Annotated in this window: 19 protein-coding genes and 1 tRNA gene; 12 read left to right on the forward strand and 8 right to left on the reverse strand. The window is 69.0% G+C overall.

What is annotated here, in order from left to right; genetic code table 11:
- Position 1 precedes the first annotated feature (1 nt).
- The gene (locus H521_RS0116030; protein ID WP_245561008.1) at positions 2–310 is read left to right on the forward strand and encodes a TadE family type IV pilus minor pilin; all 309 of its coding nucleotides are present in this window, start codon (positions 2–4) and stop codon (positions 308–310) included.
- Complete coding sequence (locus tag H521_RS0116035; RefSeq protein WP_022894036.1) at positions 310–720, forward strand: Rv3654c family TadE-like protein; 411 nt, start codon at positions 310–312, stop codon at positions 718–720. The genes H521_RS0116030 and H521_RS0116035 overlap by 1 nt, the downstream gene beginning before the upstream one ends.
- Positions 721–764: 44 nt before the next feature.
- Here the strand turns inward: H521_RS0116035 and H521_RS0116040 are convergent, their stop codons facing one another.
- Positions 765–1,001, reverse strand: a complete 237-nt coding sequence (locus tag H521_RS0116040) for a hypothetical protein (RefSeq protein WP_022894037.1) — start codon at positions 999–1,001, stop codon at positions 765–767.
- 210 nt (positions 1,002–1,211) lie between these two features.
- On the opposite strand from H521_RS0116040, the gene topA reads away from it, so the two are divergent.
- The 5 genes from topA to H521_RS0116065 all read left to right on the forward strand — a co-directional run bounded on the left by topA (position 1,212) and on the right by H521_RS0116065 (position 7,573).
- A complete protein-coding gene (gene topA, locus H521_RS23850; RefSeq protein WP_022894038.1) occupies positions 1,212–4,025 on the forward strand; it encodes a type I DNA topoisomerase in 2,814 nt (937 codons plus the stop codon).
- Positions 4,022–4,642 (forward strand): dTMP kinase, encoded by a 621-nt coding sequence (gene tmk / locus H521_RS0116050; protein WP_022894039.1) that lies wholly within the window; start codon positions 4,022–4,024, stop codon positions 4,640–4,642. Before topA ends, tmk begins: the two co-directional genes overlap by 4 nt.
- A 43-nt stretch (positions 4,643–4,685) precedes the next feature.
- Positions 4,686–5,864, forward strand: a complete 1,179-nt coding sequence (locus H521_RS0116055) for a DNA polymerase III subunit delta' (protein ID WP_022894040.1) — start codon at positions 4,686–4,688, stop codon at positions 5,862–5,864.
- Entirely contained in the window at positions 5,861–7,417 is a 1,557-nt protein-coding gene (locus H521_RS0116060) for an alpha/beta hydrolase (protein ID WP_022894041.1), read from the forward strand. Before H521_RS0116055 ends, H521_RS0116060 begins: the two co-directional genes overlap by 4 nt.
- A gap of 80 nt (positions 7,418–7,497) precedes the next feature.
- Positions 7,498–7,573: transfer RNA gene (locus H521_RS0116065), tRNA-Thr, on the forward strand.
- Positions 7,574–7,701: 128 nt separating this feature from the next.
- Here H521_RS0116065 and H521_RS0116070 read toward each other — a convergent pair.
- The 7 genes from H521_RS0116070 to H521_RS0116100 form a co-directional block, all read right to left on the reverse strand.
- Entirely contained in the window at positions 7,702–8,784 is a 1,083-nt protein-coding gene (locus tag H521_RS0116070) for a transaldolase family protein (protein ID WP_022894042.1), read from the reverse strand.
- A gap of 73 nt (positions 8,785–8,857) precedes the next feature.
- Positions 8,858–9,868: an inositol 2-dehydrogenase gene (iolG, locus tag H521_RS0116075; RefSeq protein WP_022894043.1), complete on the reverse strand. Its 1,011-nt coding sequence runs from the start codon at positions 9,866–9,868 to the stop codon at positions 8,858–8,860.
- A gap of 24 nt (positions 9,869–9,892) precedes the next feature.
- On the reverse strand, positions 9,893–10,810 hold the full coding sequence (locus H521_RS0116080) for a sugar phosphate isomerase/epimerase family protein (protein ID WP_026482373.1): 918 nt from the start codon (positions 10,808–10,810) through the stop codon (positions 9,893–9,895).
- The gene (iolD, locus tag H521_RS0116085) at positions 10,807–12,714 is read right to left on the reverse strand and encodes a 3D-(3,5/4)-trihydroxycyclohexane-1,2-dione acylhydrolase (decyclizing) (protein ID WP_022894045.1); all 1,908 of its coding nucleotides are present in this window, start codon (positions 12,712–12,714) and stop codon (positions 10,807–10,809) included. Before iolD ends, H521_RS0116080 begins: the two co-directional genes overlap by 4 nt.
- A gap of 17 nt (positions 12,715–12,731) precedes the next feature.
- On the reverse strand, positions 12,732–13,640 hold the full coding sequence (gene iolB, locus H521_RS0116090) for a 5-deoxy-glucuronate isomerase (protein ID WP_022894046.1): 909 nt from the start codon (positions 13,638–13,640) through the stop codon (positions 12,732–12,734).
- Positions 13,641–13,691: 51 nt separating this feature from the next.
- The gene (locus H521_RS0116095) at positions 13,692–15,020 is read right to left on the reverse strand and encodes a 6-phospho-beta-glucosidase (RefSeq protein WP_022894047.1); all 1,329 of its coding nucleotides are present in this window, start codon (positions 15,018–15,020) and stop codon (positions 13,692–13,694) included.
- The gene (locus tag H521_RS0116100; protein ID WP_022894048.1) at positions 15,017–15,766 is read right to left on the reverse strand and encodes a DeoR/GlpR family DNA-binding transcription regulator; all 750 of its coding nucleotides are present in this window, start codon (positions 15,764–15,766) and stop codon (positions 15,017–15,019) included. The genes H521_RS0116095 and H521_RS0116100 overlap by 4 nt, the downstream gene beginning before the upstream one ends.
- 117 nt (positions 15,767–15,883) lie before the next feature.
- Between H521_RS0116100 and H521_RS23855 the strand changes: the two genes are divergently transcribed.
- The 5 genes from H521_RS23855 to H521_RS23865 all read left to right on the forward strand — a co-directional run bounded on the left by H521_RS23855 (position 15,884) and on the right by H521_RS23865 (position 23,258).
- Positions 15,884–16,984 (forward strand): carbohydrate kinase family protein, encoded by a 1,101-nt coding sequence (locus tag H521_RS23855; RefSeq protein WP_022894049.1) that lies wholly within the window; start codon positions 15,884–15,886, stop codon positions 16,982–16,984.
- Complete coding sequence (locus tag H521_RS0116110; RefSeq protein ID WP_022894050.1) at positions 16,981–18,336, forward strand: ABC transporter substrate-binding protein; 1,356 nt, start codon at positions 16,981–16,983, stop codon at positions 18,334–18,336. The genes H521_RS23855 and H521_RS0116110 overlap by 4 nt, the downstream gene beginning before the upstream one ends.
- The gene (locus tag H521_RS23860; protein WP_022894051.1) at positions 18,329–19,234 is read left to right on the forward strand and encodes a carbohydrate ABC transporter permease; all 906 of its coding nucleotides are present in this window, start codon (positions 18,329–18,331) and stop codon (positions 19,232–19,234) included. The genes H521_RS0116110 and H521_RS23860 overlap by 8 nt, the downstream gene beginning before the upstream one ends.
- Positions 19,231–20,049, forward strand: coding sequence for a carbohydrate ABC transporter permease (locus H521_RS0116120; protein ID WP_022894052.1), 819 nt, complete (start codon positions 19,231–19,233; stop codon positions 20,047–20,049). The genes H521_RS23860 and H521_RS0116120 overlap by 4 nt, the downstream gene beginning before the upstream one ends.
- A gap of 134 nt (positions 20,050–20,183) precedes the next feature.
- Positions 20,184–23,258, forward strand: a complete 3,075-nt coding sequence (locus tag H521_RS23865; protein WP_022894053.1) for a sugar-binding protein — start codon at positions 20,184–20,186, stop codon at positions 23,256–23,258.
- The last annotated feature ends 162 nt before the right edge of the window (positions 23,259–23,420 follow it).

The raw sequence follows: 23,420 nt of genomic DNA on the forward strand, positions 1-23,420 counted from the left end.
CGTGACCGCGGAGTTCGCGGTCGCGCTGCCGGCGATCGCGCTCGTGCTCGCCACATGCCTGGCTTCGGTGCAACTCGTCGCGCAGCAGGTTCGGCTGACTGATGCAGCAGCAGATGCCGCGCGAGCACTCGGGCGCGGTGAATCGCACGGCGAGGCTGCGGCCATCGCCGACCGTGTCTCGGGTGGTGCCGACCTCTCGGTGGCCACCGATCAGCAGTTCGTGTGCGCAACGCTCAGTGCCTCGGGCGCCGGCCTGCTCGCCGCGATCGAGCTGCGCGCCGAATCGTGCGCGCTGACCGGTGGCCGCTGATGCGAGCGGCAGCCGATGGAGCACGCGGGCGTCGACGATCGCGCCGCTGCTCGCTCGCCGCTGAGGTCGCTGCCCGAGAGACGGGCGCCGCCTCGGTGCTGGCGCTCGGCATCATCGGCGCGGTTGCCGCGCTGACGGTGGCGTTCGTCGCGCTCCTCGGCGTCTTCGTGCTCTCGCAACGAGCCGCCAACGCGGCCGACGCCGCCGCGCTGGCCGCCGCGGATGCGATGTCGGGTGCCGTCGCGGGTGTTCCCTGCGAACTGGCGGCGGAGGTTGCCGCTCGCAACGGGGCGCGACTCGGCGCGTGCGACGGCGAGGGCCCTGCGGCAACCGTCATGGTCAGCATCGCCATGCCCGGGTTCGAGCTCACTGCATCCGCTCGCGCCGGCCCGCCGGGTTGGCCGGGCTGACGCGATCGCGACCTCTGCCGCCCACCCTCACGAGCGTTGTCGTCTCAATCGAAGACGGTCTCCACGAAGCGGTACTCCACCGCGGTGGGGCGTTCATCGTCGGACGACGCGAATTCCATCCCCGCTCCTCGTGCGTACACGTAGTGCTTGCCCTGATCGGTGGGGAGCTCGATGCGCGGGCGAGGATCCCCGGTGTCGAGGAAGGCGGTGGCCACCGTCTTGCCCTCGAGCGGTCCGTCGATCAGCTTCGCGGTGTACGAGCTCGTCGTTGAGGTGTCCATGAGGCCAATTCTCCTCAGCGGAGCATTAACCGCAAGGGGGCGCACGAGGTACCGCCGAAGTGGTCGACCGGTCACCCGGTGCGTGTCCTCCCGGTCAGTATGTGTATGGTGTGGCTGTCGGCGCAGCATTCGCCGGCTGACGGCACACCGCTCGGGGGCGCGGCAACTTCATGTGCGTTTCCGTCTCAATCGTCAACAAAGAGGAGTCTGGTGTCAGGCGCGAAAAAGCTGGTCATCGTCGAGTCGCCGACCAAGATGAAATCGATCGCCCAGTACTTGGGCGACGGCTACGAGGTGCTCTCCTCAGTGGGTCACATTCGTGACCTCATCGAGCCCAAGAACCTGCCGGCCGAACTGAAGAAGGGGCCGCTCGGCAAGTTCTCGGTCGATGTCGACAACGGCTTCGAGCCCTATTACGTGGTGTCGGAATCGAAGAAGAAGACGGTCGCCGAACTCAAGCGTGCGCTGAAGAACGCCGACGAACTCCTGCTCGCAACCGATGAGGACCGCGAGGGCGAGGCCATCGCGTGGCACCTGCTGCAGGAGCTCAAGCCCAAGGTGCCCGTCCGGCGCATGGTCTTCCACGAGATCACCAAAGAGGCGATCGAGAAGGCGAAAGACAACACCCGCGAGCTCGACACCGCGCTCGTCGACGCGCAGGAGACCCGACGCATCCTCGACCGTCTCTACGGTTACGAGGTCTCGCCGGTGCTGTGGCGCAAGGTCGGCCCCGGCCTCTCGGCCGGTCGAGTGCAGTCGGCGGCGACGCGGCTCGTCGTCGATCGCGAGCGCGAGCGCCTCGCCTTCGTCGCTGCCGGCTACTGGGATCTCGCTGCTCGCTTCGCCGCCGAGGCATCCGAGAGCGCCACGTCGTTCGAAGCCAAGCTCGTGCGCCTCGGCGGAGAGCGCGTCGCCAGCGGCCGCGACTTCGATGACGCCGGAACACTGAAGAACAAAGCCGTCGTGCTCGACGAGGCGACGGCTGCCGCGCTCGTCACCGCGCTCTCCGACGATGTCGTGTCGCGCACCGTGTCGAAGGTCGAGTCGAAGCCGTACTCCCGCCGCCCGGCCGCGCCGTTCACGACCTCGACGCTGCAGCAGGAGTCGGCGCGCAAACTCCGCCTCTCGGCGCGTGACACCATGCGCGTTGCGCAGTCGCTCTACGAGAACGGCTACATCACCTATATGCGTACCGACTCGTCGTCGCTGTCGCAGCAGGCGATCACCGCTGCCCGCACGCAGGCGACGAAGCTCTACGGCGCCGACTCGATTCCCGACAAGCCCCGCGTCTACGCCGGAAAGTCGAAGAACGCGCAGGAGGCCCACGAAGCCATCCGGCCCTCCGGCGAAGTCTTCCGCACTCCGTCCGAGCTGCAGAGTGTGCTGCGCGGCAGCGAATTCAAGCTCTACGACCTCATCTGGAAGCGCACCGTCGCCTCGCAGATGGCCGACGCGAAGGGCCAGACCGCCACGGTCACGATCGAGGTCGGTCCGACGGCGACGGATGCTGCGGCTCCCGCCGAGGCGTCCGCCCCGGTCGGCGGCACGATCGCCGAGTTCACCGCCAGCGGCACCGTGATCACCTTCCGCGGCTTCCTCGCTGCATACGAAGAGAGCCGCGACGAGGAACGCAACGCAGAAGAGGCTCCCGGCGAGGCGAAGCTGCCGCCGCTCAAAGAGGGCCAGTCGCTCAGCATGGCCGACCTCGAGGCCAAGGGCCACGAGACCTCGCCGCCCCCGCGCTACACCGAGGCGAGCCTCGTCAAGCGACTCGAAGAGCTCGGCATCGGCCGTCCCTCGACGTTCGCCTCGATCATCTCGACCATCCTCGACCGCGGCTACGTCACGCAGCGCGGCCAAGCACTCGTGCCGAGCTGGATCGCCTTCTCGGTCGTTCGACTGCTCGAGGAGCACTTCGGCGACCTCGTCGAATACGACTTCACCGCCGAGATGGAAGATGACCTCGACCACATCGCCGCAGGCGAGGCCGACCGCGTCGACTGGCTCTCGAGCTTCTACTTCGGCTCCGAGAAGCACCGGGGCCTGCGCCAGGTCGTCGACAACCTCGGCGAGATCGACGCGCGAGAGATCAACTCGGTCGTCATCGCGCCGGACATCACCCTGCGCATCGGCAAGTACGGCCCCTATCTCGAGACGCTCGATGAGGGCGCTGCGCCCGACGCGCCGCCCCGACGGGTGAACCTGCCCGAGGGCCTCGCCCCCGACGAGCTCACCGAGGCGAAGGCGCGAGAGCTCATCGCGGCGCCGGTGCAAGAGGCGCGCGTGCTCGGCGTGAACCCCGAGAACGGTAAAGAGATCGTGGTGAAAGACGGTCGTTTCGGGCCGTACGTCACCGAGCTCGACCCGGCGCCCGTCGCAGTTCCCGAGACGGATGCCGCGGCATCCGCAGCACCAGAAGCCGCCGTCGACCCGGCGACCGGCGAGGTGATCGATGCACCGAAGCCCAAGGCCAAGCGTGCCGCGAAGAAGCCGCCGGCCGAGAAGCCGCGCACTGCGTCGCTCTTCAAGAGCATGCAGGTCGGCGAGATCGACTTCGACACGGCGATGAAGCTACTGAGCCTCCCGCGTGTCGTCGGGCTCGACCCCGAGACCGGTGCCGAGATCACCGCGCAGAACGGCCGCTACGGTCCGTACCTGAAGAAGGGCGTCGAGACTCGCACCCTTCCGAGCGAAGACGCCATCTTCGAGATCGAGCTCGACGCGGCACTCGAGCTGCTCGCGCAGCCGAAGTACGGCGCCAGAGCGGCATCGAGTGCGCTCAAGGAGTTCGAGGCCGACCCCGTGAGCGGCAAGCCGATCAAGGTGAAAGACGGCCGTTTCGGCCCCTACGTCACCGACGGCACCACGAACGCCACCATTCCGCGCGCCGAGTCGGTCGAAGAGATCACGTTCGAGCGTGCCGTCGAGCTGCTGCAGATCAAGCGCGACAAGGGGCCCGCAGCGCCGAAGAAGAAGGCGCCGGCCAAGCGTGCTCCGGCGAAGAAGGCTGCGACCAAGAAGTGAGCGGCGGGCTCTTCATCACCTTCGAGGGCGGCGACGGGTCCGGCAAGACGACCCAGGCCGAGCTGCTCGGTGCCTGGCTCGTGGAGGCCGGACGCACCGTGGTGCGCACTCGCGAGCCGGGCGGCACCGAGGTCGGAGTCGAGGTTCGCGAGATCGTGCTGCACCACCGCGGCGACATCGCGCCTCGCGCCGAGGCCCTGCTCTACGCGGCCGACCGCGCACATCACGTCGCGACCCTCGTGCGGCCGGCGCTCGAACGGGGCGACGTCGTGATCCAGGATCGCTACGTCGACTCGTCAGTGGCGTACCAGGGCGCCGGCCGAGTGCTCGATCCCGATGCCGTCCGCGGCCTCTCGGAGTGGGCGACCGAAGGGCTGGCGCCCGATCTGACGATCCTGCTCGACCTCGACGCCGATGTGGCGCGCACCCGACTCGACAGCGCGCGCACCCGTTACGACCGGCTCGAGGCCGAGGCATCCGCGTTCCACACTCGAGTGCGCGCTGCGTTCCTGGCGCTCGCCGAGGCCGAGCCCTCACGTTTCCTCGTCGTCGATGCCTCACTCCCGGTCGCCGAGATCGCCGCGGCGATCCGCGAGCGCGTGGCGGGCCTGCTCTGAGCACGGAGCACCCGCCGTCGCCGGCTGAGGGTAGCGTTGACGCGTGAGCGTGTGGAGTGAACTGACGGGGCAGGATGCCGCGATCGCGCTCTTCCGCGCCGCAGCGGAGTCCGCCGGGGCGCCGGGCAGCACGCCGGGCCAGCAGATGACGCATTCCTGGCTCGTGACCGGCCCGCCGGGCTCGGGGCGCTCGAACCTCGCCTACGCGTTCGCCACCGCGCTCATCTCGGGCCTGCCCGACGGCGACGAGCGCACCCGCGCCCAGGTCGACGCGCGCAGCCACCCCGACCTGCACGTGCTCGCCACCGAGGGCGTCATCATCAAGCGCGACGATGTGCGCGACATCGTGCGCCGTTCGCACTACGCGCCGTCGATCGGGCGACACCGGGTCATCATCGTCGAAGACGCCGACCGCATGACCGAGCAGACCTCGAACTTCCTGCTCAAAGAGCTCGAAGAGCCGCCCGAGCGCACCGTCTGGATCCTCTGCGCACCGAGCGAGGCCGACCTCATTCCCACGATCCGCTCGCGGGTGCGTTCGGTTCGGCTCCAAGTGCCGAGCGTCGCGGATGTCGCGGCTCTGCTCGAGCGCCGCGACGGTGTCGACCCCGTGCTCGCCGAGCGGGCGGCGCGCGAGGCCCAGAGCCACATCGGCATGGCGCACCGGCTCGCGACCAACGAAGAGGCGCGGCGCCGCCGGTCGGAGACGCTCGAGCTGGCCCTCGCGGTGCGGTCGACGTCGGGGGCCGTGGCCACGGCCGCCAGGTACCTCGAGATCGCGGGCGAAGATGCCAAGGCCATCAGCGAGCTGCGCGACGCCGAAGAACGTGCGCACGCCCTGCACTCGCTCGGCGTGGCACCGGGCCAGGCCGTTCCCAATGCGCTGCGGCCGCAACTGAAGGCGCTCGAAGACGACCAGAAGCGTCGGGCGACCCGAAGCCTCCGCGATGGCATCGACCGCATCCTCGTCGACCTCGCTTCGCTCTACCGCGACATCCTGCTCGTCCAACTCGACGCCGACGTGCCGCTCGTCAATCGCGAGCTCGAGTCGGGCATGCAGCGGGCCGCGGCATCCGCGACGCCGGCTCGCACACTCGCGACGCTCGATGCCATCCAGCTGGCGCGCACACGCATCGACGGCAACGTGCAGCCGGCGCTCGCGCTCGAGGCGATGCTCGTCTCCGCCATTCGACGACCGACCACCGAACGAGGGGCCGCATGAACGACACGACCACTGCCCGACGACGCCTGCCCCGCGCAGCGCGAACCGCAGCGATCGTCGGCGCACTCGCCGCGCTGCTCGCCGTGAGCGGGTGCGCGCCCACGTTCCTGAATCCCCAGCAGCCGGTCTCGACGCCGACCGGTGAAGAGGTCGACGCCGAACTCGAGCCCTTCTACACGCAAGTGCTGAAATGGGAGCGCTGCGGCGACGGCATGGGCTGTACAACGGCCAAGGCGCCTCTCGACTGGAGCGACCCCGCAGCAGGTGAGACCGAGCTCGCGTTCGTGCGACACGTGGCGACGGGCGACAGAATCGGGTCCCTGCTGGTCAACCCCGGTGGGCCGGGCGGCTCCGGTTACGACATGATCATGGATTCCCTCGACTTCGCCGTCGGCCAGCCGCTGCAGGAGCGATTCGACGTCGTCGGGTTCGACCCTCGTGGTGTCGGCCGCTCCGACGGGGTGGCCTGCTACGAGGCACCCGAGATGGACGAATACCTCTACGGCATCACCCCCGGTGAACGCGGCAGCGACGAGTGGATCGCCAACAGCGAGGCCATCGAACGCGACTTCGGTCAGGCCTGCAGCGACCAGACGGGTGAGCTGCTCGCGAACGTCGACACCGAGAGCGCGGCCCGTGACCTCGACCTGATGCGAGCCATTCTGGGCGACGAGAAGCTCAACTACCTCGGGTACTCGTACGGCACCTACCTCGGCGCGACCTTCGCCGATCTCTATCCCGACAAGGTCGGCCGGCTCGTGCTCGACGGCGCCATCGACCCCGCCGCAAGCGGCTCAGAGGTCTCGCAGACCCAGGCCATCGGCTTCGAGAACGCGCTGAGGTCCTACCTCGAGTACTGCCTCGCGGGCAGCGAGTGCCCCTTCGACGGCACCGTCGACGAAGCCGCCGACGAGATCGGCCGGCTCCTGGCATCCGTCGACCAGAGCCCGCTGCGCGGCACCGACGGCCGCCTCGTGGGTGCTGACGCGCTCGTGACCGCGATCATCTACCCGCTCTACAGTGCCGATTCGTGGCAGTACCTCAGCGACATGTTCGAATCGGTGATGTTCGGCGACGCCGACATGGCACTCTCGTTCGCCGACGGCTACAACGGCCGAAGCGAAGACGGCACGTACCTCGACAACTCGACCGAGGCGTTCAGCGCCGTCAACTGCCTCGACTACACCTCCCAGTCCGACGTCGCCGTCATGCGAGCAGAGGCGGCCACTCTCGCAGAGGTCGCGCCGATCATCGGCCCGTACTTCGGGTTCGGCGATCTCGGTTGCATCAACTGGCCGTACCAGGGCGACCGCGAGCGTGTCGAGCTCCATGCTGCCGGCGCAGACCCGATCCTCGTCATCGGCACCACGGGCGACCCGGCGACGCCGTATGAATGGGCCGTGCGACTCGCCGACCAGCTCGAGAGCGGCGCGCTCGTCAGCTACGAGGGCGAGGGGCACACGGCGTACAACAAGTCGAACCAGTGCGTCAACAACGCGGTCGAGTCGTATCTCATCGACGGCACCGTGCCGGCGAGCGACCCGAAGTGCTGACGTGGTCATGAGGGCTCTCGAAACCCGCTAACATTGATTCTCGTGCCAGTCGGTGCGCTTTCGAGTGCGTCGCATGTCACGCCGCCTTAGCTCAGTCGGCAGAGCGTCTCACTCGTAATGAGAAGGTCGTGGGTTCGATTCCCACAGGCGGCTCCACCACCTCGAATCCACCAGGTTCTCTCCCCAGAACGGGAGTGAAGACTGGTGGATTCGGCGTTTGTTCAGCCTCTCTCATTGCCGCTCACTGGTTGGAGGCTCTTCAGGAGATCGACCCCCTGCGCAGCTCACGCCGCCGGGACGATGACGTCACGCACAAGGGCGTCAAGCTGCGCGCCCGCGTCGAGGAACTGCCGGAGCGTGTTGCGTGATGCGCCGAAGTGCTCGAACTCATCCGGAGACATGCCGTCGGTCTCGTACGCGCGTCGGAACTCCGAGAGCCCGCTCAGCTCATCGAGGATCGCGTCTGGAACCGGAGTGTCGATCCGGTGGCCGTCGACCACGATCTTGTTGGCGTTGATGCGCTCCTGCCACTCGAAGGGAGGCGAGATCACCAGGTCCCCGCCGACGAATTCGGAGAACTGGAGGTGGCTGCGGAACGCGGCAGAGAGCATCCGGCTCCGGTAGCCGCGTTCGATGAACATCGCGTACGCGCGCTTGAGGGCGGCGACGCCGGCCCAGTCCAGTACCCCCGGGGTGGTGAGGATGCCCTCGTTGGCCGTCCAGCGCTTCAGCCAGTCGTCCAGGCGGCCACCCATGATCGTCACCACGTGGCCGAACTCCCAGTTGGGAAGGCCTTGCGCGGTTCGGCGATCGAGGGCGCGTTCGAGCGCTGCGCCGACGGCGAGTGCTTGCGGAACCGTGAAGCTCAGCGTCGCGTTGATGCTCACGCCGCGGTACGCCGCCTCCTCCATTGCGACGATCCCGGATGCGGTCGCGGGAATCTTGACGATGATGTTGTCGGCGAGCTTCGAGAACTCCACGGCTTGCTCGACGAGCGCTGCGGTGTCTCGGTGCAATCGGGGGTCGGTCTGGATCGAGAGTCGGCCGTCGCGCCCACCGCTCGCTTCGAACGCTGGCTCGAGCAGGCCGGCCGCCTCGATCGAGAGTGCCTTGACCGCGGCCCAGCCGAGCTGCGATTCACCCCAGGTTGGATGCTCGACAGCGAGGTCGCGGATGCGCGGCACCCAGACATCGGGATGCCGTTTGATCACCGTGTAGGCGATCACAGGGTTGCAGGTCGCGCCCACTGCACCGAAGCTGATGGAGCGCTCGAGCTCGGCGGGGTCCGCGGAGTCGTTCCAGAGAGAGGTCGCGGTCGCGGCGGCGCGCGCCAGCGGCCCCGTGGCGCGATCAGTGAGCGTGGACATCGGCGTCCTTTCGTAGATTCTGTGGGTTCGCCTGGTATGGGTCGGTTCGGCGTCGGGCGGAGAGAACGTCGCGTCAGTCGAGGTCGACCGGGACGGCGACGTGTTCGGTGGCGGATCGCTGTGCCGCGTCGGCGAGGATCAGCGCAGCCCGGCCGTCCTCGAACGTCGGGCTCGTCGAGGGTTCGCGGCGCACGAGTCGCACGAATTCGCGCAGTTCGGCCCGGTACGCGCCGGCATATCGTTCGAGGAAGAACTCGAGGTAGGGCGGTTTGGCCTCGACGGCGTGCGCGGTCGAGAGGCTCACGAGGCTGCTCGGCGCGTTGGCGACCTGCAGCATCCCGTCGGCGCCGAACGCCTCGATGCGCTGGTCGTACCCGACCGCGCTGTGCCGTGAGTTCGTGATCGTGACGATGGCACCGGATGCCGCGCGGAGCACGGTCACCGCCGTGTCGAAGTCGCCGTGCGTGCGGGCTCCCACGTCGAACGCGGCGGTGGCCACGGCCGACACCTCGATGATGTCGGGCAGGAAGAAGCGGGCCATGTCGAAGTCGTGGATCGTCATGTCACGGAAGATGCCGCCCGAGGCCGCGATGTACGACGCAGGCGGCGGCGCGGGGTCGCGGCTGATGATCGCGAGTTGCTCGAGCTCGCCGATCTCGCCGGCCGCCACGCGCCGGCGAGCGCTCGCGAAATCGGCGTCGAAGCGCCGGTTGAACCCGAGTGCGACGGGGATGCCCGAGGCGGCGATCTTGGGCCGGAGCGCGTCGACTCGTGCGATGTCGAGGTCGATGGGCTTCTCGCAGAGCACGGGTATGCCGGCGTCGACGGACCGCTCGATGAGATCGACGTGCGTCGGCGTCGGCGATGCCACGAGCACGGCGTCGACCTCGCCGGAGGCGAAGAGCTCCTCGGCAGTGTCCGTGACGGAGCCGCCGTACCGCGCGGCGACCGTACGCGCGCCGTCGACGATTGGGTCGCACACCCATGCGAGGGTGGCGTCGGGGTCGGCGGCGATGCTCGCCGCGTGGACCTGCCCGATCCGGCCGGTGCCGATGAGTCCGAAGCGCAAGGGGCGCTCAGTCATGTTCCCTCTCTCTTCCCTGTCGGCTCACGCCCAGCGGCGGAGCGCCTCGCGGTTCCGGCGCTGGTCGTCTGCGCGTTCCGCCTCGAATGCGGCGAGGGAGACGTCGTCACCGTTGAGCACGTCCTGCTCGACGACGATCCAGCCGTCGTAGCCGTGCTCGTCGATGCCGGCCATCACGCCCGCCAAGTCGATGTCGCCGCTGCCGAAGGTCACGAAGGAGCCCGACTGCCAGACTTCGCGCATCCCGCCGCCCGCGGCGAGCACACGCCGGAGCTCGGCGAGGTCGACGTCCTTCAGGTGCAGGTGATTGATGCGCGCACCCCATCGGCGCACGGCCTCGACCGGGTCGCCGCCGGCGATGAGGAGGTGCCCCGTGTCGAGGGTCAGGTCGATGTCGACCTCGGCGAGGAAGCGATCGATCTCCTCCTGCGACTCCACGAAGGTCCCGGCATGATGGTGGAACGTCGGCTCGAATCCGGCGTCGCGCACGATTTCGGCAGCGCGCCCTGCGTTGGCGACGAGCCGATCCCAACGAACCGTGTCGAGCGGGTCGGTCTCGGCACCACGCCCGGGAAGCGCACGACGGGCGGCTGAGCCATCGTCGGCAAGCGTCGGCAGTGGCAGCCGCGTCGGCCCCGACTCGGCGGCAGAGACGAATGCGCGCAGCGCCTCGTCGAGTGCGGGGAGTGACGCGGCGAACGCCTCGTCGTCGGAGAACGGCAGTTGCACCCAGCCTCCGGCGAGCTCGAGCCCGAAACGCTCGAGTCGGCGGCGAAGCGCGGCGTCGCGGCCGAGGTAGCCGACGGGGCCGAGGTCCACGCCGCCGTATCCGGTCTCGACGAGGATCGCGAGCAGGTCGTCGGGCGCGACCGTCTCCGCGCCCTCGGGCGTCAGCTCGAAGACGCCGAAGCTGACCGGGGCGCCGGCCACCGTCGCCCTCATTCCGGGCCCTCCGTGCCGAGCAGCGGTCGCTGCGCCTGCCGGAGTCGGTCGTACTCCGCGCGGGCTCGCTGCGTCGATTCGAGTGTGGATGCGCCGGGCACCGGAACGTCCCACCATCCCTCGCCGCCGGGTCCGTAGATCAGCGGGTCGCTGTGCACCTGGATGAACGTGCCGCGGTCGGACGCCTTCGCGGCGACGACCGCCACATGCAGAGCGTCGATCGACCCGGGTCCCGGCGGGATCTCGACGACGTCGATGCCGTAGCTGCGTGCGTTCATCGCGAGGTCGACGGGCAGGACCTCGCCCTGGAAGTTCCGCGTCTCGGGGTCGTACATGCGGTACTTGGTGCCGAACCGCTCCGACCCCACGGTCTCCGAGAGATGGCCGATCGAGGCGAAGCCGTGGTTCTGGATGAGGATCACGATGACCTTGATCCCCTCGGCCACGGCCGTCAGGAGCTCGGAGTTCAGCATGAGGTAGGAACCGTCGCCGACCATGATGATCACGTCGCGATCGTCACCCGACGCCGTGAGCCCTCGCTTGACGCCGAGTCCGCCCGCGATCTCGTACCCCATGCATGAGTACGCGTACTCGACGTGGTACCCGAGCGGGTCGCGTACGCGCCAGAGCTTGTGAAGGTCGCCCGGAAGCGATCCGGCCGCCTGCACGATGACGTCCGCGGGGCCCGTCGCCGACTGCACCGCGCCGATGATCTCGGGCTGGCCGGGCAAGTCGCGACCGGATGGCGCGAACGCTGCGTCGACCGCGTCATCCCATTCGGCCTTCTCACGCGCGATGCGCTCGGCGTAGGGGGCCTCGACTCGATGCCCGGCCAGTTCGCCGGCCAGGGCGACGAGCGTCTCCCTGGCGTCCGCGATCACCGGCAACTGCGTGCCGTGCTTGTACGCGTCGAACGCCGCCACGTTGATGTTGACGAACTGCACACCCGGATCTCGGAACGCCGTGCGGGACGCGGTCGTGAAGTCGCTGTACCGCGTGCCGATGCCGATGACGAGGTCGGCCTCGGAGGCGAGCCGGTTGGCCGCGGTCGTGCCGGTCGCACCGACCGCGCCGACATACAGCGGATGGTTCCACACGAGCGAGCCGCCGCCCGCCTGCGTGGTACCGACCGGGATGCCAGTGGCTTCGACGACCGCCTTCAGGGCTTCCTCTGCCGTGGAGTAGATCACTCCGCCGCCTGCGACGATGAACGGTCGCTTCGCGCTTCGGATCGCGGCGACTGCCCGCGCGAGTGCGCCGGGCTCGGGCAGAGGCCGACGCAGGTGCCATTCGCGTTCCTGGAGGAACGAGACGGGCACGTCGAGCGTCTCGGCCTGGACATCCTCCGGGAGCGCTATGGTGACCGCGCCCGTGTCGGCTGGGTCGGTGAGCACCCGCATCGCGCCGAGCGCGATCGAGTAGAGCTGCTCGGGACGCTGCACCCGATCGAAGAACTTCGACAGCGGCCGGAATGCGTCGTTCACCGTGAGCCCGATGTCCCACGGCTGCTCGAGCTGCTGAAGCACTGGATCTGCCACGCGCGTGGCGAACGTGTCGCTCGGCAGCAGGAGGGCGGGCAAGCGATTGGTGGTGGCGAGCGCCGCCCCGGTGAGCATGTTCGTCGCGCCGGGCCCGACGGATGCCGTCGATGCGAACGTCCCGCGCCGCCGATGCATGCGCGCATAGCCGACCGACTGGTGCACCATGGCCTGCTCGTTGCGCGCCTGGTGGTACGGCATGAGGTCGGGCTGGTCCACGTTCAACTGCCTGAGCGCCTGGCCCACGCCCGCGACGTTCCCGTGGCCGAAGATGCCGAACACGCCGGGGATCGTGCGTTCCCGGATCTCGCCGTCCACGGTCCACTGGTTCGCCAGGAACTCGATGAGCGCCTGGCTGACCGTCATCCTTCTCGTCGCCGCCATCAGTGCAGGCCGTCCTTCCCGTACGGCAGCCGTGGATCCACACGCTGCCCTTTCCAGGTGTCGCGCACCCATGCATGGGCCGGATCGTCGCTGATGAGCCACTTCCGCTCGGGGTCGGGACCGGCCATCACGTTGAGGTAGTAGAGGTCATAGCCCGGCGCCGCGACGGCCGGGCCGTGGTAGCCGTACGGCACGAGGGCGATATCGCCGCTGCGCACCATCGCGTTGATCTCGATCTCGCCGGCCGGCGACGAATATGTGCTGAAGAGCCCGAAGGCGCCCCCGGACGTTCCGCCCGTGCTGCCTCGAGAAGGCTCGGCCTCGAAGTAGTAGATCTCCTCGAGTCGCGACTCGACGCCGGGTACGTGCTCGTCGTGCTTGTGCGGCGGGTACGACGACCAGTTCTCGGCTGGCGTGATCACCTCGCACACGATCAGCCGTGCGGCATCCAACGCCTGGGGGGTGCCGAAGTTGTGCACTTGGCGGCTGGATGCCCCGGCACCGCGCGACTCGATCGGCACTTCGGCCACGGGGAGGTATCGGCTCGGCCGAACCTCGTTCGTCGGCGAGGTCGCGATGGCGACCCGACCATTCCCCTCGAGCACGCCTGTCGCGGCCGCTGACAGGTACAGCACGTCGGTGGGCCCCGCGAACACTGAGGCGCGGCCGTCGAGCCGGGTCGTGGCGCGCCGCCCCTCTTCGGTATGCAAGACCGTGAACGAGCCGCGCAGCGGAACCACGATCCGCTCCACGCCGGTCTCGTCGAGCGCAAGCGCGTCGCCCGGCGCGAGCTCCGCCACGCGGATACCCGTGTGTCGCCACCCTGGGATCGTCTGATCGACGACGCTCTCCCAGCCATCGCGCGCGAGGTCGCCACGTTGGTGGAACCAGCGCTCGTCGGTCGTCATGCGGTCGCCCTCATGTCTCCGGGCGCTGCGCGCGGTCGAAACTCGAATCCTTCATCGCAGGAGCACGCCGATCTCAGTGAAGGCCTGGGTGTACCGATCGAGGAGCGAACGCGCCACCCCAACCGAGTCGACGAGCGGATGCGCCGCGAACGCGCGCCAGGCCTGCTCGCGCGACCCCTCGTGCACGGCGCTGATGATGAGCCGCTCGGCGGACTTCACCTGCGTGATCAGGCCGAGCATCTCGCCCGAGACCGGGGCGATGGGCCACGGGTGCACGCCGTCGCCGTCGACGACGCAGCCCACCTCGACGACCGCGTCTTCGGGCAGCTGCGGCACGAGCGAGTTGTTGCGGACGTTCAGGATCATCGTCGACGATCGGCCGGTGGCGAGGGCTGCCATGAGATCGAGTGCGACCTCGTGGTACCCGCCGCCGTCGACATCCGACTCGAGGCGCTCCTCGTCGTCAGGTCGGCTCTCGGCCATGTAGCTCGACTCGCGCTCGTGACGGGCGCGTATCCACGTCGCGAGCGGGTCGTCGCCGGGGGCGGCGTAGAAGGCCGACTGCTGGCGGTCGAGGAACTCGCCGCGGGTCGACGGCGCCGAGCGGATGCGTTCGGTCGCCTCGCGGGTGAAATAGTAGTAGTAGAGGTACTCGTTCGGCAGGGCGCCGAGCGCTCGCACCCAGTCGAAGCCCATCAGGCGGGCCTCTTCGATGCTCTCGAGCGACTGATCGGATTCGAGCAGCTTCGGCAGCAGGTCTTCGCCGCCGGCGGTCATCGAGCGGAGCCACCCGAGGTGGTTCAGGCCCACGTAGTCGAAGTCCACGCGGTCGGCGGTGCCGCTCACGGCGGTGGCTGCGCGACGGATGAGTCCGATGGGGGTGTCGCAGATGCCGACGACGCGGTCGCCCAGCACGCGCTGCATGGCCTCGGTGACGATACCGGCGGGGTTCGTGAAGTTGATCACCCAGGCGTCGGGCGCGACATCACGGATCGTCTCGGCGAGCCGGGTCATGAACGGCACGGTGCGGAGCGCGTAGGCGAGGCCGCCGGGGCCGACCGTCTCCTGGCCGAGCACGCCGAGGTCGAGCGCCGTCTTCTCGTCGAGGATGCGGCCGCGGGTGCCGCCGATGCGCACGGCGCTGAAGACGAAGTCCGCGCCGCGGAGCGCCTCTTCGAGGTCGGTGGTCAGCGTGATGGTCGGCACGTGGCGCTTCTCGCGGGCGAGGCGCGTGAGGATCGCACCGATCGTCTGCAGACGGGACTCGGAGACGTCGTAGAGGCTCAGCTCGTCGATGCGCACGGGAGCGTGGTCGGCGGAGACGGCCTCGAACACCTGGGGGACGCGGAAGCCGCCGCCCCCGATGATGGTGAGCTTCACGCGACCATCACCTCGACACCGGCCTCGCGGAGCACCTCGAGGGTCGAGGCATCCGCGTCGTCGTTCGTCACGATCGCCGAGATCTGCCCGGGGCCGCAGACGCTCAGTACCCCGACGCCCGGGAACTTCGAGGCGTCGGCCAGCACGACGGTGCGCTGCGAGGACTCGATCATCGCGAGTTTGATCGGCACCTCCATGCCGGTCGTGTCGGAGATCGTGCCGTTCGCCCGGATTCCGCTCGTGCCGAGGAAGCACGTGGTCGCCCGGATCTGCGCGAGCGCCTGCTCGGTGAGGGTGCCGATCATCGAGTTGTAGTTCTTGCGCACGGCGCCGCCGAGCACGATGAGCTCGACCATGTCGTCGTCTCGCAACTCGTCGATGACCGCGAGGCTCGCGGTGATGACCGTGATGCGTCTGCCGCGCAGCTGGCGCGCGAGGAGGGCGGTCGTCGTGCCGATGTCGATGATGATGACGTCGCCCTCGGCCACGAGTTCAGCAGCCTTCTCGGCGATGCGCGACTTCTCGGGGTGGTGCTGTCGTTCGACGTCGGTGAACGGGATCTGGTCGGGCTCGATGCTGCCGCCGCCGCGCACGCGTCGGAGCAGGCCCTCGGCACTGAGGGTGTTGAGATCACGGCGGATGGTCGAGAGCGAGACGCCGAACTGCTCGGCGAGCTCTTCGACGGTGACTTCGCCGTCAGTGCGCAAGGAGTTCAGGATGTGCGCCTGTCGCGTTGCTGTGAGCATGTGAAACAGCGTAGCAGTCAACTTCGCGCACGAATTGACGCAAGACCATTCATTCGAGAGTATGTTCAGTCAAAGGTCATCGACGATCGTTCATGCGATCGAACCCGAGGAGGATCCGTGACGGAACGCGCTGCCGACGACATCGTCGATGTGCTGCTGACCGGGCCGGTCTTCTTCGATCTGATCTTCACCGAGCTGAACGCGGCGCCGCGACCGGGCACCGAGGTGCACGCGGAGGCACTTGCGAGCAGCCCGGGTGGAGTGGCCAATCTCGCCGTCGCGACCGCCCGCCTCGGCCTGAGCACAGCGCTCGCCGCAACGCTCGGCGACGACCTGTACGGGCGCTGGTGCTGGGAGTTCCTCGCCGACCGCGAGGGCATCGACCTCTCGTCGTCGCAGCTCGTCGAGAACTGGCCGACGCCCGTCACGGTGTCGATCGCGTCGAACGGCGACCGCAGCATGATCACGCGCGAGGAGCCCTCGCCCGTGGCCGCCGGCGCGCTCGTCGGCGACCGGGTCGCCGCCCGCGCGACCTTCGCCGACCTCGGCGCGATGTCGCGCGGAGCGCGCGCCGACGACGCCTGGTGGCAACCGGCGGCGCGCGCAGGCACGAGGATCTTCGCCGACATCGGCTGGGACTCCTCCGAGCGCTGGGATGTCGCCGACCTGCAGCCGCTCGCCGACTGCTTCGCCTTCACGCCGAACGAGTCGGAGGCGATGGCGTACACGCGCACGGAATCCGCCGTCGCGGCCGCGCGTGTACTCGCCGATCACGTGCCGCTCGTCGTGGTGACCCGGGGCGGCGACGGGGCGGTCGCGATCGACTCCGCGAGCGGCGAAGAGGTGACCGTGCCCGCGGTGCCGGCGAACGGCCGCGATGCGACGGGCGCGGGCGACGTGTTCGGGGCCGCGCTCGTTCTCGGCACGCTGCGCGACTGGCCGCTCGTACAGCGACTGTCGTTCGCCGCGCTGTGCGCCGCTCTCGCCGTCGAGCACCCCGGCGGCGCGCTCGCGGCGCCCGGATGGGGCGACCTCGCCGACTGGTGGGACCGCACGCGCGCCGGCGGCGATCGCGAGCTCGTCCCGCGGTTCTCGTTCCTCGCCGACGTGCTACCCGAGACCCTCGGCCGCCGCAGGTCGGAATCCACGTTCCCCTTCGCCGACTACCGAGCCACAGCAGCCCGGCGATCGTTCCCCGACAAGAGAGGTACATCATGAAGCGAAACATCCGACTGAACGCAGCCGCACTGGGAGGTGCCGCGCTCGTCATCGCACTCGCCGGCTGTGCGCCGGGAACCGGGAGCACCGGCGGCACCGAGAGCACCGGTGAGATCAGCACCGACATCTCCGGCGTCGGCGACGTCACCCTCACCGTCTGGGACCAGGAGGTGCGCGGCGGCCAGAACGAGCAGATGGAGCAGCTCAACGCCGCGTTCATGGAGAAGTACCCGAACGTGACGATCGACCGCAACTCGCAGTCGTTCGACGACCTCGCGACGACGCTTCGACTCGCCCTCACCGACGCCGACGCGCCCGACGTCGTGCAGGCCAACAACGGCCGTAACACGATGGGGCAGTTCGTCGCGGCCGATCAGCTGCGCCCGCTCGACGACTACGCCGAGGCCTACGGCTGGGGCGACCGCTTCTCGTCGTCGGTGCTGCAGTACTCGACCTACAGCGATGACGCGAAGGTCTTCGGCGATGGCAGCCTCTACGGCCTCCCGCAGGTCGGCGAGGTCGTCGGCATCTTCTATTCCAAGAGCAAGCTCGAGGGCCTCGGCCTCGAGGTGCCCACGGACTGGACCGAGTTCGACGCCGCGTTGAAGGCGGCGAAGGCGGCAGGGGAGACCCCGATGCAGCTCGGCAACATCGAGAAGTGGCCGGCGCTGCACGTGTTCGGCCCGCTGCAGGGCGACGACGTCGACGCCGAGGTGATCACCGATCTCGGGCTCGGCAACGCCGGCCAGAGCTGGTCCACGCCCGAGAACGTCGAGGCCGCGGCAGCGCTGCAGGGCTGGGTCGATGCGGGTTACTTCAACGACGGCGTGAACGGCACCGACTACGACGCCGCGTGGCAGGCCCTCGCGGGCGGCGACGGCGTGTTCCTCATCGGCGGTTCGTGGCTCGCCGCCGACCTCGGCGACGCGATGGGCGACGACGTCGGGTTCTTCATCCCGAACACGGGCGACGGCACCCCGGCGACCACCGGCGGCACGGGCCTGCCCTTCACGATCACCTCGGCTGCCGACAACACCGATGTCGCCGCGGCCTACCTCGACTTCATCACGAGCGACGAGGCGATGGACGTGCTCGCCGAGACGGGCAACCTTCCGGTGAACCGCACCGCGGAGCTCGCCCCCGACTCGGGCGTGCTGGCCGACGTGTTCACGGTGTTCGGCAACGTCACCGGCGACGGCAGCCTGCTGCCGTACCTCGACTACGCGACGCCGACGTTCGGCGACACGATGGGTCAGGCACTGCAGGACCTGCTGGCGGGCCAGGCGACTCCCGAGCAGTTCACGGAGACGCTGGAAGCCGACTACTCGGAGTTCGTCGCAAGCAATGAGTGACGGCACCACCACGGTCGGGCGGAGCGCCACTCGGCGCTCCGCCCGATCGGGCTGGGTCGCGTGGGCGTACCTCGCACCCGCCCTGATCATCTACGGCGCGTTCCTGCTCTTCCCGCTCGGCCGGGCGGCCCAGTACTCCCTCTTCGAGTGGGACGGGCTGGGGGAGTCGACGTTCGTCGGCCTCGACAACTACGTCGAGATCCTCTTCGACGAACGCCTTCGCGTGGCGTTCTGGCACGCGCTCGTGCTCGTGTTCTTCTACGCGGTGCTGCCGCTCGTCATCGGCCTCGTGCTCGCCGCGCTGCTCACGCGCTCGCAGGTGCGAGGGCTCGGTTTCTTCCGCAGCGTCATCTTCCTGCCGCAGGTGATCGCCATGGTCGTCGTCGCCGTCACCTGGCGGCAGATCTACGCTCCCGACGGCCCGCTCAACGGCTTCCTCCGGCTGATCGGTCTCGACTCGCTGACCCGGCCGTGGCTCGGCGACTACACGTTCACCCTGCCCGCCGTCGGACTCATCGGCACCTGGGTGTGCACCGGTCTCGTCACCGTGCTGCTCATGGCCGGCATGAGCCGCGTGCCGCGGGAACTGTACGAGGCGGCGCGGCTCGACGGATCGGGGCCGGTGCGCGAGTTCTTCGCCATCACCCTTCCGACCGTTCGCGGCGAGATCACGGTCGCGCTCACCCTCACGATCGTTGCCGCCCTGAAGACCTTCGACCTCGTCTACGTCACGACGAGCGGCGGCCCCGGCACGTCGACCACCGTGCCGAGCTACGAGATCTACCGCCGGGCATTCCAACTCGGGGATGTCGGCGTCGCCACCGCCGTCGGCATCGTGCTGACCATCATCGTCTTCGCCATCAACGGCGTCGTCAACATGATCGGAGACAGGAAATGAAGGTCTCCCCGATCGAACGAGGCGCGAACTACCTCGTGCTCATCGGGTTCGCGCTCGTCGTGCTCGGCCCCATCGGCGTGATCGTCACGATGGCGTTCGGGCCGAAGGACGCCTCCGCAGGTCGCGAGGGCGGCGCGTTCCACCCCGAGAACTTCCCCGAGGCATGGGAGATCGGCCGATTCGGCCAGTACATGCTGACCTCGGTGGTCGTCGCGACGATCGTCGTCGTCGTCTCGGTGCTCTGCTCGATCCTCGCGGGCTACGCGCTCGGGACGATGCGATTCCGCGGTGCGACCCTCGTCTTCTACGTGTTCCTCCTCGGCATCATGGTGCCGACCGAGGCGTTCATCGTGCCGCTCTACTTCGACCTGCGCGTGCTCGGGCTCACCAACACCGTCTGGGGCGTCGCGCTGCCGCAGATCGCGATGTCGATCGCCTTCGGTACGTACTGGATGCGCACGTACTTCCGCAGTTCGAGCACGGCGCTCATCGAAGCGGCCCGCCTCGACGGGGCGAACTCGATGCGTATCCTCTGGCAGGTGCTGGTGCCGATCGGGCGACCCGCGATCCTGACCCTGGTGCTGCTCGTCTTCATGTGGACCTGGAACGAGTTCCTGATCCCGCTCGTGATGTCGCCCAACGGAGCGGTGCGCACGGCGCCGCTCGGCCTCGCATTCTTCCAGGGCCAGTACACGCAGGGCACGGCGCTGCTCGCGGCGGGCGCGGTCATGGTCGCCCTGCCGGTGGTCCTGCTCTACGTCTTCCTGCAGCGCCACTTCATCAAGGGCATGATCGAGGGCGCAGTGCGCGAATGATCAAGTCATCACGCACCTGCGCGCGCCATTCTGCGTGCAATTGCACGCTTGTGCTTGCAAGGTGACTGATACTGCTCTAGCTTGAGGGGGATCGGGCGGCAGTCCGCCGTACCGAGCGTCCAACGGAGGACCGCATGAAACGTCATCACGCAATCCTGCTCACTTCGCTGATCGCCGTCGCCGCACTCATGGGACAGGGCACAGCCGTGGCCGCGACGATGGGCAACGGCAGTTCGGGGCCACCGGATGCGGCCGTGAAGCTCGAGGTCGGCGACCCGGCGATCGCCACGGAGACCGAGCGTCAGAAGATCGACATCATGGGCATCTGGGCCCACCCCGACGACGACGCCGGGTTCACCACACCATGCGGGGTCTGGAACGACCTCTACGGCGTGCGCTGCGGCATCATCATGGCCACGCGCGGCGAGGGCGGATCGAACTCCGTCGGCCCCGAGGCCGGCCCCGACCTCGGCCTGCGCCGGGAGAACGAGGACCGCACCTCGCACATCCGCTCCGGCACGGTCGACATCTTCAACCTCGACCGCGTCGACTTCTTCTACAACACCTCGGCGCCGCTCACGGCGAAGGTCTGGGATGCCGAAGAGACGCTCAGCCGCACCGTGCGGATCATCCGCGAGACGCGGCCCGAGATCCTCGTCGGCAGCACGCCGTCGCTCGCCGCCGGGCACGGCAACCACCAGTACGCGCAGGGACGCATGATCTGGGAGGCCGCGGCCGCCGCCGCCGACCCCGGCAAGTTCCCCGAGCAGCTCACCGGCGTCGGAGCCGTGGAGCCGTGGCAGGTCAAGAAGATCCTCGCGGGCGGACTGACCACCGGCACCGGCGGTGTCGCCGCCGCCAATTGCAACGCCGGCTTCGTGCCCGCCGCGACGAACCCCTTCACGGTCGTCGGCACCTGGACCGGCCACGAGTCGCCTTACGTCTGGGCCGAGGGCAACCTCGCCGGGCGAGCCGCCGGATCCGCGAAGACCTGGGCCCAGGTCGGCCGCGAGGGCGGCCGGGCGCACCCCACGCAGGCGCGCACCATGCAGACCGCCCTCGTCGACCCGACGTGCCAGCGCTACGGCGTCTCGCAGTCGATCGTGCCGATGCAGCCGAACTCGTCGCCGGCCTCGGCGAACGACGATGCCGTGCTGTACGGCGCCGTCATCGCCGACCCGGGCGGCATGCCCCTCGGCTCCGAGTTCTCAGTCGAGGCCGAGGAGTACTTCGAGGCCGCGGGGGAGCCGTTCACCACGACGGTCGCCCTTCGCTCCGGCGACGGGCAGCTCGGCGCCGGCACGGTGAAGCTCGTCGTGCCCGCCGGTTGGCAGGTCTCCGCGCCCGTCGAGGTCGACGGCGTCGGCGACACGGATGCCACGCAGGCGACGTTCACCGTGACGCCCGCGAGCGACGCGGCACCGGCCGTCTACAAGCTCTCGGCGGAGTTCGCCGGCGAGGGCATCACCGCGTACAACGACACGCGGATCGAACTCGTCGCACCGGTCGAGGGGCGCTTCGAACGCTGGGGCACCGCGGCCGAGTACGAGCAGTGGACAGAGGACAACGACGCGTACGTCGGCGGTCGCTCGAAGGCCGTCGCCCAGGTCGGCGCCGGCGAGACGGTGACCGTGCCGGTCGTGGTCGCCAACCGCACCGCCGTCGACGAGTCGGGCACGGTGGACCTCGCAGTGCCGGCCGGGTTCGTCGTCGACGCGGCGAGCAAGCCGTTCGCCGACCTCGCACCCGGCGAGACGACGACGATCCCGTTCGTCGTCACCCACACCGATCCGGCCGACCCCGGCAGCAGGACGGAGACCTTCGCGGCGACCACCACCTCGGGTGCCGGCGTCTCGACCGAGAGCGAGACGGTCTACCTCGTGCCGACCGTCGTGATCCCGCAGCTCGGTGCCGCGCCGGCGATCGACGGCACCGCCGACGAGCTCTACGTCGGCCAGCCGATCGACGTGGGCACGCGCTGGGAGGGCGCCGAGTGCGCCGCCGACGGAGTGGACTGCGGTGACGGCGGCGTCGCCCGACTGGGCTGGCACGACGACGCGCTGTACGCGCAGATCCGGGTGACCGACGACGTGGCCAGCGCCGCGTCGACACCCGACCGCTGCTTCGGCCACTGGCTCGTCGACTCGGTCGAGCTGCTGCTCGATCCGCGCGGCGACTCGATCGACACCTCGTCGACGTTCAAGCTCGGCATGTTCCCGTTCACCGATGACGCCGACGGCGCCAACGGCAACGGAACCGACGGGCCGTGCTGGTCTCGCGACGCCGACAACCATCAGGGCTTCTCGACCGGCCCGCTCGCCGAGACGGTCGAAGGCGGCCTGAACGCCGAGGGCGTCGAGGTCGCGGTCCAGGTCGTGCGTCAGGCCGACGGCACGTACGCCGGCGGTGGATACGACATCGAGGTGAAGGTGCCGCTCTCCACCCTCCCGGCAGCCGTCGGCCCGACGAGTGCGGCGCCCCAGGGTGATGCAGCGCTGAACGACGTCGATCCCGACTACCTGGGACTGAACGTCACGCCGTACGACTCCGACACGCAGAACTTCATCGGGCAGACCCGAACCGCGTGGTCGGCCTTCGGCAGCCAGCAGTCGGAGCCGTACCGATGGGGTCACGCCTACCTCGACGGGTACGCGCCACCGGCTGACCGGTCGACCGAGTCGGCGGAGCCGATCATCCCCGACACGGCCCTGCAGGGCGTGCAGTCGCCGCAGACGGTCGCCCAGTCGGCGACGCGTGGCGGCACGATCTCGGGAGTGCAGCCGAGTGATGCGATGGCCTTCACCGATGTGAAGATCCAGCAGAAGAAGGTCACCTTCTCGTATCGCTCGGAGGAGGCCGGAACCGTGCGGGTCTTCCTGTGGAAGGGCGACACATCGTTCATCCCGGTGTGGACCTCGAGCTGCGCCGGCGACATCTACGGCTTCGAGGCCTGCTCCCCATCGGACGGCGCGGCTCCGCCATGGGCCCCTGACATGAGCGGCCGTTTGCTGGGGTCGTTCGAACAGGAGGTCGCCGCGGGCAAGGGCAGCCTGGCGGTGCCGATTGATGCGAGCATTCGTTCCGCTCTTGCGGACGATGCGCGGATCCTTATCTCCTACGCGGACGAGCAGCCGGAAGGCGCGGCGCCGGGTGGCGGCGTCAATGCATGGAGTTTCCCGATCGAATCGCGGCTGCCCGGCAGAGGCTGAGGCTGAGGCTCGATCGAAACCCTGAGGTGCGGGCGAGTCGAACTCGTCCGCACCTCAGCGCGGCAACTGAAAGCGAAGGGTCGCCCGCCGCCCCGTATCGCCGGCGCTTCGCACCACACACGAACGGCCCGGGATCACCGGGCCGTTCGTGTGTGCGCTGGA

The organism is Agromyces subbeticus DSM 16689 (assembly GCF_000421565.1).
In the GTDB taxonomy this organism is placed as follows: Bacteria; Actinomycetota; Actinomycetes; order Actinomycetales; family Microbacteriaceae; genus Agromyces; species Agromyces subbeticus.

Bases quoted from the DNA above. Each gene is read 5' to 3' on its own strand.
- iolD (WP_022894045.1), bottom strand. From the start codon at position 12,714: ATGACGGTCAGCCAGGCGCTCATCGAGTTCCTGGCGAACCAGTGGACC.
- H521_RS0116070 (WP_022894042.1), bottom strand. From the start codon at position 8,784: ATGTCCACGCTCACTGATCGCGCCACGGGGCCGCTGGCGCGCGCCGCC.
- H521_RS0116100 (WP_022894048.1), bottom strand. From the start codon at position 15,766: ATGCTCACAGCAACGCGACAGGCGCACATCCTGAACTCCTTGCGCACT.
- H521_RS23865 (WP_022894053.1), top strand. From the start codon at position 20,184: ATGAAACGTCATCACGCAATCCTGCTCACTTCGCTGATCGCCGTCGCC.
- H521_RS0116120 (WP_022894052.1), top strand. From the start codon at position 19,231: ATGAAGGTCTCCCCGATCGAACGAGGCGCGAACTACCTCGTGCTCATC.
- H521_RS0116040 (WP_022894037.1), bottom strand. From the start codon at position 1,001: ATGGACACCTCAACGACGAGCTCGTACACCGCGAAGCTGATCGACGGA.
- H521_RS0116060 (WP_022894041.1), top strand. From the start codon at position 5,861: ATGAACGACACGACCACTGCCCGACGACGCCTGCCCCGCGCAGCGCGA.
- H521_RS23860 (WP_022894051.1), top strand. From the start codon at position 18,329: ATGAGTGACGGCACCACCACGGTCGGGCGGAGCGCCACTCGGCGCTCC.
- iolG (WP_022894043.1), bottom strand. From the start codon at position 9,868: ATGACTGAGCGCCCCTTGCGCTTCGGACTCATCGGCACCGGCCGGATC.
- iolB (WP_022894046.1), bottom strand. From the start codon at position 13,640: ATGACGACCGACGAGCGCTGGTTCCACCAACGTGGCGACCTCGCGCGC.
- H521_RS0116110 (WP_022894050.1), top strand. From the start codon at position 16,981: ATGAAGCGAAACATCCGACTGAACGCAGCCGCACTGGGAGGTGCCGCG.
- H521_RS0116080 (WP_026482373.1), bottom strand. From the start codon at position 10,810: ATGAGGGCGACGGTGGCCGGCGCCCCGGTCAGCTTCGGCGTCTTCGAG.
- H521_RS0116035 (WP_022894036.1), top strand. From the start codon at position 310: ATGCGAGCGGCAGCCGATGGAGCACGCGGGCGTCGACGATCGCGCCGC.